Annotated in this window: 12 protein-coding genes; 6 read left to right on the top strand and 6 right to left on the bottom strand. The window is 68.6% G+C overall.

The genetic code is table 11. The annotated features are described in order from the left end of the window. Positions 1-194 precede the first annotated feature (194 nt). Positions 195-506, bottom strand: coding sequence for a hypothetical protein (locus K6I34_RS26180; protein WP_121801277.1), 312 nt, complete (start codon positions 504-506; stop codon positions 195-197). A 335-nt stretch (positions 507-841) separates the two neighbouring features. Here K6I34_RS26180 and K6I34_RS26175 point away from each other — a divergent pair, with 335 nt between their 5' ends. Then, the gene (locus tag K6I34_RS26175; protein WP_229329148.1) at positions 842-1,984 is read left to right on the top strand and encodes a serine/threonine-protein kinase; all 1,143 of its coding nucleotides are present in this window, start codon (positions 842-844) and stop codon (positions 1,982-1,984) included. Between the two features lie 61 nt (positions 1,985-2,045). Here K6I34_RS26175 and K6I34_RS26170 read toward each other — a convergent pair whose 3' ends face one another. The 4 genes from K6I34_RS26170 to K6I34_RS26155 all read right to left on the bottom strand — a co-directional run bounded on the left by K6I34_RS26170 (position 2,046) and on the right by K6I34_RS26155 (position 3,690). Beyond that, positions 2,046-2,249, bottom strand: coding sequence for a DUF397 domain-containing protein (locus tag K6I34_RS26170; protein WP_229329146.1), 204 nt, complete (start codon positions 2,247-2,249; stop codon positions 2,046-2,048). Positions 2,250-2,367: 118 nt separating this feature from the next. Further along, positions 2,368-2,583: a DUF397 domain-containing protein gene (locus K6I34_RS26165; RefSeq protein ID WP_229329144.1), complete on the bottom strand. Its 216-nt coding sequence runs from the start codon at positions 2,581-2,583 to the stop codon at positions 2,368-2,370. After that, a complete protein-coding gene (locus K6I34_RS26160) occupies positions 2,580-2,789 on the bottom strand; it encodes a DUF397 domain-containing protein (protein WP_229329142.1) in 210 nt (69 codons plus the stop codon). Before K6I34_RS26160 ends, K6I34_RS26165 begins: the two co-directional genes overlap by 4 nt. A gap of 10 nt (positions 2,790-2,799) precedes the next feature. Continuing rightward, complete coding sequence (locus K6I34_RS26155; RefSeq protein WP_229329141.1) at positions 2,800-3,690, bottom strand: helix-turn-helix transcriptional regulator; 891 nt, start codon at positions 3,688-3,690, stop codon at positions 2,800-2,802. 473 nt (positions 3,691-4,163) lie between these two features. Between K6I34_RS26155 and K6I34_RS38980 the strand changes: the two genes are divergently transcribed. From K6I34_RS38980 to K6I34_RS26145, 3 genes are all read left to right on the top strand, one after another. After that, on the top strand, positions 4,164-4,397 hold the full coding sequence (locus K6I34_RS38980) for a hypothetical protein (protein ID WP_374231016.1): 234 nt from the start codon (positions 4,164-4,166) through the stop codon (positions 4,395-4,397). A 144-nt stretch (positions 4,398-4,541) separates the two neighbouring features. Continuing rightward, complete coding sequence (locus K6I34_RS26150) at positions 4,542-5,543, top strand: NlpC/P60 family protein (protein WP_308294062.1); 1,002 nt, start codon at positions 4,542-4,544, stop codon at positions 5,541-5,543. Positions 5,544-5,745: 202 nt separating this feature from the next. Continuing rightward, the gene (locus K6I34_RS26145; RefSeq protein ID WP_229329137.1) at positions 5,746-6,465 is read left to right on the top strand and encodes a phosphatase PAP2 family protein; all 720 of its coding nucleotides are present in this window, start codon (positions 5,746-5,748) and stop codon (positions 6,463-6,465) included. Positions 6,466-6,537: 72 nt separating this feature from the next. Here the strand turns inward: K6I34_RS26145 and K6I34_RS26140 are convergent, their stop codons facing one another. Continuing rightward, positions 6,538-6,720 carry a hypothetical protein gene (locus K6I34_RS26140; RefSeq protein ID WP_229329135.1) on the bottom strand — a complete coding sequence of 61 codons (183 nt, stop codon included), beginning with the start codon at positions 6,718-6,720 and terminating at the stop codon, positions 6,538-6,540. Between the two features lie 87 nt (positions 6,721-6,807). Between K6I34_RS26140 and K6I34_RS26135 the strand changes: the two genes are divergently transcribed. After that, positions 6,808-7,719 (top strand): hypothetical protein, encoded by a 912-nt coding sequence (locus tag K6I34_RS26135; protein ID WP_229329133.1) that lies wholly within the window; start codon positions 6,808-6,810, stop codon positions 7,717-7,719. A gap of 52 nt (positions 7,720-7,771) precedes the next feature. Then, entirely contained in the window at positions 7,772-8,002 is a 231-nt protein-coding gene (locus K6I34_RS26130) for a hypothetical protein (RefSeq protein WP_229329149.1), read from the top strand. Positions 8,003-8,118: the final 116 nt, after the last annotated feature.

The following is an 8,118-nucleotide window of genomic DNA, read 5'->3' as shown; positions in this document are numbered from 1 at the left end:
TCAGGTGGCAGCCTCGGTGCAGGGGGACTCGGGGACGAGAGGGTCTGCGCGGGGACGATGCGCGGTGGGGTGGATGAGGTCGGTGGGGTGAGTGGTTCGGCCGGGGCTGTCGACAAGGAAGTGGTGGACGGTTCGTGACTCGGGCGAAGGCTCGGGCGAGAGGGAAACCGTCGGTAACGGCCGGATCGGACGGGTCAGATGGCCATGCCGTAGACAATGGTGAAAAGAGTGCCCAGCGAGCCGATGATGAAGACGCCGGTGAGCCCCGCCACGATCAGCCCCTTGCCCTGCTCGGCACTGAAGGTGTCGCGGAGGGCGGTCGCGCCGATGCGCTGTTTCGCGGCGCCCCAGATGGCGATGGCGAGGCAGAGCAGGATGGCCGCCGCCATCACCACCTCGACCAGCACTCGTGCCTCGGTGCCCAGACTGCCGAACGGTCCCCATTTTGGGGCAATTCCGCCAATGATGGTGTTGATGTCGCCTTTGTCGCCAGCCGCCAAAAACATATGTAACTCACCGCCCCTTATGGGTACTTGTGGCACCCTCCGCCACATGGCAAAGGTCGGGACCTATCTTCGCTGACGAAGCCGCCCTCGCATGTCGACTTGGCGCCATTTTTTGCCGGAACCCGTACGCGTCTTCGTCGCCGCCGTCCGCCTCGCCGTGCGGGGCGATGTCAGTGGGCAGCCCTATGGTGACTCTGTGTATCACGCGGGTCGACACCGAGCAATGACGAACGGAACAGGGGAGGAACGAGGGGTCGTGCGACAGTTCGGATGGTGGCGTGTTCGGTCGGTACGCTGGGGCGTTCCGGGGGTGTTCGAGAACAAGGGTGGTACGGGTGCTGGTAGCCGATCGGTACCGGCTGGAGCAGTTGCTGGGCCGCGGCGGCATGGGCGAAGTCTGGGAGGCCCACGACGAAGTGCTCGGGCGTCAGGTCGCGGTGAAGCTGCTGCTGGGGGACGAGGCCGACGAATCGGCGACCTCCCGCTTCCGGCTGGAGGCCCAGACGGCCGCCCGCCTGAATCACCCTCAGGTGGTCGGGGTGTACGACTTCGGTGCCTGGGACGGGCGTTTTTATCTGGTCATGGAGCTGGTCCGGGGCCCGAGCCTGGCGCAGGAGCTGTCCGCGCGCGGCCCCGTCGACCCGGCCCGCGTCGCCCGCATCGCCTCCCAGGCCGCGGCGGGCCTGGCGGCCGCGCACCGGCAGGGGGTCGTCCACCGGGACGTCAAGCCGGGCAACCTGATGCTCGACGCCGACGGCACGCTGAAGATCGGCGACTTCGGCATCGCCCGGTTCGTGGACGAGACGGGCACGGCGTTGACCCGGGTGGGCCAGATCGTCGGCACGAGCACCTACCTCGCGCCCGAGCGTGCCCTGGGGCGTGTGGCCGGCCCCGCCTCGGACGTGTACGCGCTGGGGTGCGTGCTCTACCACCTGCTCGTCGGGCGCCCTCCGTTCTGGGCGGACAGCCCGACCGCCCTGCTCTACCTCCACGTCGATGCCGAGCCGGAGTCGCCGCGGCGGCACCGGGCGGATCTGCCGCCTGCGTTCGAGGCGTATCTGCTGCGCATGCTCGCGAAGCGGCCGGAGGACCGGCCGTCGGCGGACGAGGTGGCGGCGTGGTTCGGCGGCCCGGCGTGGCAGGGAGCTCCGGCGGCTTCGCGGCCCGCCCCGGCTGTGCCGCGTCCGGCCGCGCCGGTATCGGCTCCGGTTGTGCCACGCCCGGCTGTGCCGGGTCAGGTCCCGGCTCCCGCTTCCGTCCCGGCTGCTCCGTCGCCCTCGGTGGTTGCGCCCGTTCCTGCGCCTGTGAGCGCGCGGCGCGGGAAAGACGTACGGAAGTCGAAGACGGTGGCCATCGCGCTGGCGGGAGTTGTGGCGTTCGTGGTGGCGGCCTTCATCGGGGCGCGGGTCTTCGGTCAGGAATCCGGGGTGGTGGAGCATCCGGGGCCCGGGCCGCACCAGTCCCGCACCGTTCGGTAGCGCTGGTGCCTGGGCGGCGCCCAGGCACCCGGAACCCGGCGCCCGGGCGTGGGCATGAGGGCTACTCGAGGCCCTCGACGAAGTGGTCGAACTCGCCTGCTTTCACACCCAGCGCGAACGCGTCCCAGTTCTTGTCCGTCGTCACCACGACGTTGTCCGGCTCGGTGTTCTCCCGGATGTAGACGTGACCGTCGTCCCCGAAGGCGACCTCCAAGTACTCGGTCTCGTCACCCTCTTTGACCGGAATCCAGTTGAGCTCTGCCACGGTGCCCCCTCAAGGCGAGTGCTGCTGGCTGCCGTCGCTCACGATAGAGGACGGCCGGAAGTCGGTTCGTACGCTTGGTTTTCTTCCGAGGGCTGGTGATCCGCCTCTGCGTGTCCAATCAGCTCAATGGCCCCTGGTGTTGATTTCGGGCATAGGTGAACAGGGCGCGCAAGGTGGTGGGCGGCACGGCCAGGGTCGTATCAGGGAAGTCGCTCTCGCGAAGCCTGACCTTTCCGCCTGGGGCCTCGGCTATTTCGATGCAGTCGTCCTGTCCGCTGCCGCTGAATGATGATTTATGCCAGTTGAGCCACTCCTGGCAAGTCTTGGCGCTCATGGGGTCTGGAGTCGGGGGGTGCGCTGATTCCGGGCATAGGCGAGCAGGGCGGACAAGGAGGCGGGTGACAGGGTCAAGACGGTGTCGGGGCGCTCGCTTTCGCGGAGGTGTATGTGGTGGCCAGATCCCGAGGCTGCCGCTTCTATGCACTCGCCGTTGACGCCGCCTCCACTGAAGGTCGATTTCTGCCATTGGAGCGTCGACATGGGGTCCCCTTCACAAGGTGTACAAGTGGTGCTGGATGAACCCGAGTGAGTCCTTCCTGGCATGGAACTCGGGTTCGAGTCGGGGGTCAATCGGCGGTAGCGCGATGGAGCGGAGGCGTTCGAAGGCCTCGGAGAACTGCTGGATGTGTTCAGGGGCGCTGGTGAAGGGGGAGGAGATGGGGTGCTCCACGTAGACGGTGCTGAGCTCGGGCACTGCACCCTCAAAAATCACAAAGGGGGCGCTGAACCGGACCGGGTAGACGTTTGCTCTGAATGGCAGGATCTGGATACATACGTTGGGCTGGCGGGCCATCGTGACGAGATGCTCGATTTGCCGACCCATGATGTCGCCGGGCACGAACTGCATATGGAGAGCGGTCTCATGGATCACGGCGTGAAACCGGAGGCCTTCGGTGAGCACGCGCTGGCGTCGTAGCCGAAAGCTGACGCACTTGTCCATGAGGGCTTCATCCGCTTCGGGTTCTCCGCCTGCGAACAGGGCACGGGCGTACTCCGCTGTCTGTAGCAGACCGGGGATGTAGAGCAGTTGGAAGGACCGGCACGAGGTGGTCGTGGCCTCGAGTTCGGCGAGGTCGCGTGACTGTGGGTCGTGGCTGTCCTTGTATTCCGAGGCTGACCACCACCCCCTGCCCGAGGCTTGCGTCATCGCCACCAGGGCGTCGATCAGCGGTTCTGAACTGCAACCGTAAGCCTCGACAAGGGCGCGAATTTTCGCTTCGGGAATGGCTGTTCTGGCGGCCTCGATGTGTCCAAGATGCGGCGGGCCGAGCTCGGCGCATGCGGCGGCCTCGTTGACCGAGAGCCCGGATGTCATGCGCATCCGCCGCAGCTCCATGCCCAAACGCCGCTGGCGGTACGTCGGGTTGGCCCGAAGTCCCATGGTGCCTCCCTGGTGGTCGTCAGCAGTCTGCCGTCTCATGACGCGGCTGAGCCACTCGTTGGTGGCACTTCGGCCGGGCTGGGTTGCAGATCTGAAACCCAGCTCCCTACCGTCGAAGACGTTCCGCCCGTCCACGGCGCTTGCCGTAAGCCGGAAGTGCACCCTCGCGCGTCTTCAGCGCCTGGCGACAGTGACAACGCGAGGGCAACGCCACCGCACCCCGCCCGGACGGGCTCCGCAGCCGGTGAGACCAAGGAGCCACGTCCCATGTGCACCGCATCCGCCTCCGCCCTCGCGCACGCCGACTTCTCGCTCGTCTTCCCGCCCGCGCCCGGATGGGTCCGTACCGCCCGTGAAGCCGTACGCACGGCTCTCACCGCCGCTCACCGCGACGACCTCGTCGACACCGCGGTCTCGTCGACACCGCGGTCCTGCTCACGTCGGAGCTCGTCACCAACGCCGTCAAGGCCTCCATGGGAGCGCGGTGCTCGGCTCCCGTCAGCGTCTACGCGGAGTGGGCCTCCGACGAGATGCTCCGCGTGCTGGTGCAGGACGGAGCTCCTGGGCTGCCCCTGCGGTACGCGCACAGCGAGTACGGCGAAGTCGGCCGTGGACTGTTGCTGGTCCGGCGTTGCGCCTTTGGCTGGGGTGTGTGTCAGCACGGCTCCGGGCCGGGGAAGGCGGTTTGGTTCACCCTCGTGGGCTGACGCGTTCTGATATCGGGAATAGGCGGATTTGTCACCGCCAGCCGAGCCGTCCTGGTGCGCCCTCGTGCATCGATGCTCCCCATGCTGCGCTACGGCAACGGAAATTGACGGATACACGGTGGACAGGTGGGGGAGGATGGCGGGGTGCGGAAGCTCTGGGTGGGCGTGGGAGCCGGGATCGGGCTGTGCCTGAGTCTGCTCGGGTTGCTCGTCGCGGGTGTGTACATGGCCGCGGCGGACCTGGGTGGCGGGGGCAATGGCGCCGCGCTGGCGGAAGGATCAGTTCCGGCGGAGTACCAGAAGCTCGTGCAGGACTGGGGCGGCTTCTGTCCCGCGCTCTCCCCGGCCATCCTCGCCGCGCAGATCTACTCCGAGAGCGGCTGGAATCCCAGAGCCGTGAGCCCGGCGAACGCCCAGGGGATAGCGCAGTTCATGCCCGACACCTGGGCCTCCCACGGCATCGACGCCAACAAGGACGGCAAGGCGGACATCTGGGACCCGCAGGACGCCATCCCGTCCGCGGCCGTCTACGACTGCGAGCTCTCCAAGGACGTCAAGAGCGTGCCCGGCGACCTCGCGGACAACATGCTGGCGTCGTACAACGCCGGCGCGTACGCGGTCATCCAGCACCGGGGGATTCCGCCGTACAGCGAGACCCAGGGGTATGTGAAGGAGATCCGCACCCTCGCCAAGAGCTTCGCCAGACCGGTCAACCGGGTGGCGCCCTCGCAGCAGGCGGCCGGGGCCATCTACTACGCGCAGGACAAGCTCGGCACGCCGTATCTGTGGGGTGGCGACGGCACCGCCGAGGATGGCGGGCGGTTCGACTGCTCGGGCCTCACCAAGGCCGCGTACGAGACGGTCGGCATCACCCTGCCGCGGGTGGCGAACGACCAGTGGAACGCGGGCCCCCACCCCAAGCGTGACGAGCTGCTCCCCGGGGATCTGGTCTTCTTCGCGCACGACCTGAACGATCCGCGCAGCATCCACCACGTGGGCATCTACGTGGGTGGCGGCCACATGATCAACGCGCCGCACACCGGGGCACTGATCCGGTTCGACTCGATCGACACGCCGGATTACATCGGGGCGACCCGGGTCACCGAAGATGGCGCGAAAGCGCTCCCCAAGGCCAAGGGGGTCTGAGTCGGTAGGGCGGAATGCGACGACGGGTCACCCTTCGGTAACGTCCTGGTGATCATTGAGTGGAGAGTGGAACGCCCGGCCGGAGTGGCGCGTTCCATGATTGTGGGAAAGCCGCGTCACGCTTCGCGTCGGGGGCGCACGGACCACGGGGGTCGGTAGCTGGACGTAGTAGCAAGAGGCGACAGATAAGGGGCCACGACAGATGGCTGGACTCGCGGTGGGGCACCTCGTGTCGGAGGCCGGGGGCGGGCCCGGCCCCGACAACAGTCTGCTGTACGACATCAACGGCCTCGCCAAGGCCGCACCCAACTGGCTGGATCGCGCCGTCGAGTTCATCGGCGAGTACGGCATCGTCCTCGGCCTCGCCGTGCTGATGCTCTGCGCCTGGTGGAGCGCCCGCAAGCGGCAGGACGCCCCGGCAGCCGTCGCCGGGCTGCTCTGGGCGCCGCTCGCCGCGGGCATCGCCCTGCTCGTCAACATGCCGATCCGCGACTTCGTCAAGCGACCGCGGCCCTTCGTCGACCACACCGGGATCGAGGTCCTGGTCAAGGGCAAGACCGACTACTCCTTCGTCAGCGACCACGCGACGCTGACCATGGCGCTCGGCGTGGGCCTCTTCGTCGCCAACCGGAAGTACGGTCTGGTCGGCATCGGCCTGGCGTTCCTCGAAGGCTTCTGCAGGGTCTACATGGGTGTGCACTACCCGACCGACGTCGTCGGCGGGTTCGCGCTGGGCACGGCGGTCGCGCTGCTGCTCGCCCCGCTGGCGATGATGCTGCTCACCCCGCTGACGCGCTCGGTCGCGGAATCGAGGGCGGGCCGGCTCGTACGGCGTTCCGACAACGGTGTCGCGCCGGTGGTGGCCGGACCCCAGGGCAGACCGGAGCGCCAGATTCCGCACGACAACGACCTCGCGGCGTGACGCCGAGAATCATGCCGAGAATCGCGTGACGCCGGAGACACCGGAGACAGAGGCCCTCTGTTTCTCCCCGGCCTAGCTCTCCCCGACGGCCGTCGCTGCTGTCATATGGGTCGTGGCGTCCTCGCGGGCCAGGGAGCGGGCCCTGCGTGCCGGGCCGCGCCAGCCGCAACTGCAGCGGGCGCTGCAGAAGGAGCCGATCTCGCTGGTGCTGGTGGAATGTGCCGCGGAACGGTCCGCGGACGCTGCTTCGGACACGTGACCACGCTACCCGCCCGTGACGGCTCCCCCGGCCCTGTCGTTGGCAGTGAGGGTGCCACAGCGTGGTGGAGGGGGCTGACGTTCATGATGGTGGGGCTGGGGCTGGGACGAGGGCAACGCGGACAGCGGGGCGCGGGCGTCGGCAACGCGGTCTTGGGCGGCATCGCCCTCGGGGTGCTGGCCTCGGGCTGCGCGGCCCCCGGGCGGCCCGAGCTGCACGACGACCTGAAGAGCCTGAGCAGCCAGGCGCGCCAGGCGGACGACACCGACCCCACCCGGGCCCGCGAGGCGCTGCGCCGGGCCGCGCGGGTGCTCGTCGCGGAGGGGGCGGCCCGCGTCCGTACGTCCATGGAGACGGCCAGCGGCGGCACACGGCTGACCATCCACGGCACCGGCGGCTACGACTTCACCCGGCCCGTCGGGAAGTTGACGGTGGTGGTGCCCGCCGACGCGGCCGGGACCACGGAACACCGCCCCATCACCGAAGTGTTCGCCCCCGGCGCGCTCTTCATGAAGAACCGCGGCGCGGGGGTGCCCGACGACAAGTGGGTACGCCTGGCCACGCCCGCGCTCGCCGACGGCAACCTCCTCACCAACGGCGCCACCGACCCGCTGGCCGCCGCCGAACTGCTCGGCGGTGCCCGGCAGGTGACGTATATGAGGGACGAGCGGATCGACGGGGCCCGGGTCAGGCACTACTGGGGCACGATCGATCTGGGCCAGGCGGCGCGCGCCGCGCCCGCCCGGGACAGAGGGCCGCTGGCCGTGGCGGCGAAAGGGTTCTCCGGCGGCACGGTCGCGTTCGACGCGTATCTGGACGACCGGGGGAGGCCGCGCCGCCTCTCGCACCGTTTCAGCGTCGACGAGGGGGCGGGGAAGGCGCCGATGGCCGTGGTCTCGACGGTCGAGTTCCAGGACTTCGGCACCAAGTTCGATGTGCCGCTGCCCGTTCCCGCCGATATCTATGCGGGGACTGTCGGTTCACCGCGGAAATAACGCGGCAGGGCGTGGTTGGCCATGGAAATGGTCCTTCTGTGCCATGCGCGCCATGTGTACCGATCACTACGCTGGTTACCCGAAGAACGAAAAACCCGAGGAGGTGAATCACGTGGTTTCGCGACGCGGTTCGTCGGGTGGGCCGGATCCCGTGGCCCTCATCGAGATCGATCTGTACGGGGATTTGATGATTGCGGCTTCGAGTGCTGACGAGGACCGGCTCAGCCCGGACCGGATCGACGAGGTCCTGAAGGTCGTCCGCCAGGAGGCTCCGCCGGAGTAACCGACCGGCTGGGCTTCCCGCCGCTGCCGGGGGCTCCGCCCCCAGGCCCCCGCCGGGGCTGCGCCCCGGACCCCGTGGTCGGTTGCGGCCGGTGGTCCGGTTGTGCCCACCCGTTC

The sequence above is a fragment of the Streptomyces sp. UNOC14_S4 genome, from assembly GCF_020740835.1.
Lineage (GTDB): Bacteria > Actinomycetota > Actinomycetes > Streptomycetales > Streptomycetaceae > Streptomyces.
This window is presented reverse-complemented; position numbering and strand designations above follow the sequence as displayed.

What these genes read in the sequence shown, in the direction of transcription:
- K6I34_RS26180 (WP_121801277.1), bottom strand. Translation starts at nt 506, where the DNA reads ATGTTTTTGGCGGCTGGCGACAAAGGCGACATCAACACCATCATTGGC.
- K6I34_RS26165 (WP_229329144.1), bottom strand. Translation starts at nt 2,583, where the DNA reads ATGAGCGCCAAGACTTGCCAGGAGTGGCTCAACTGGCATAAATCATCA.
- K6I34_RS26160 (WP_229329142.1), bottom strand. Translation starts at nt 2,789, where the DNA reads ATGTCGACGCTCCAATGGCAGAAATCGACCTTCAGTGGAGGCGGCGTC.
- K6I34_RS26155 (WP_229329141.1), bottom strand. Translation starts at nt 3,690, where the DNA reads ATGGGACTTCGGGCCAACCCGACGTACCGCCAGCGGCGTTTGGGCATG.
- K6I34_RS38980 (WP_374231016.1), top strand. Translation starts at nt 4,164, where the DNA reads ATGGGAGCGCGGTGCTCGGCTCCCGTCAGCGTCTACGCGGAGTGGGCC.
- K6I34_RS26145 (WP_229329137.1), top strand. Translation starts at nt 5,746, where the DNA reads ATGGCTGGACTCGCGGTGGGGCACCTCGTGTCGGAGGCCGGGGGCGGG.
- K6I34_RS26135 (WP_229329133.1), top strand. Translation starts at nt 6,808, where the DNA reads ATGATGGTGGGGCTGGGGCTGGGACGAGGGCAACGCGGACAGCGGGGC.
- K6I34_RS26130 (WP_229329149.1), top strand. Translation starts at nt 7,772, where the DNA reads ATGTGTACCGATCACTACGCTGGTTACCCGAAGAACGAAAAACCCGAG.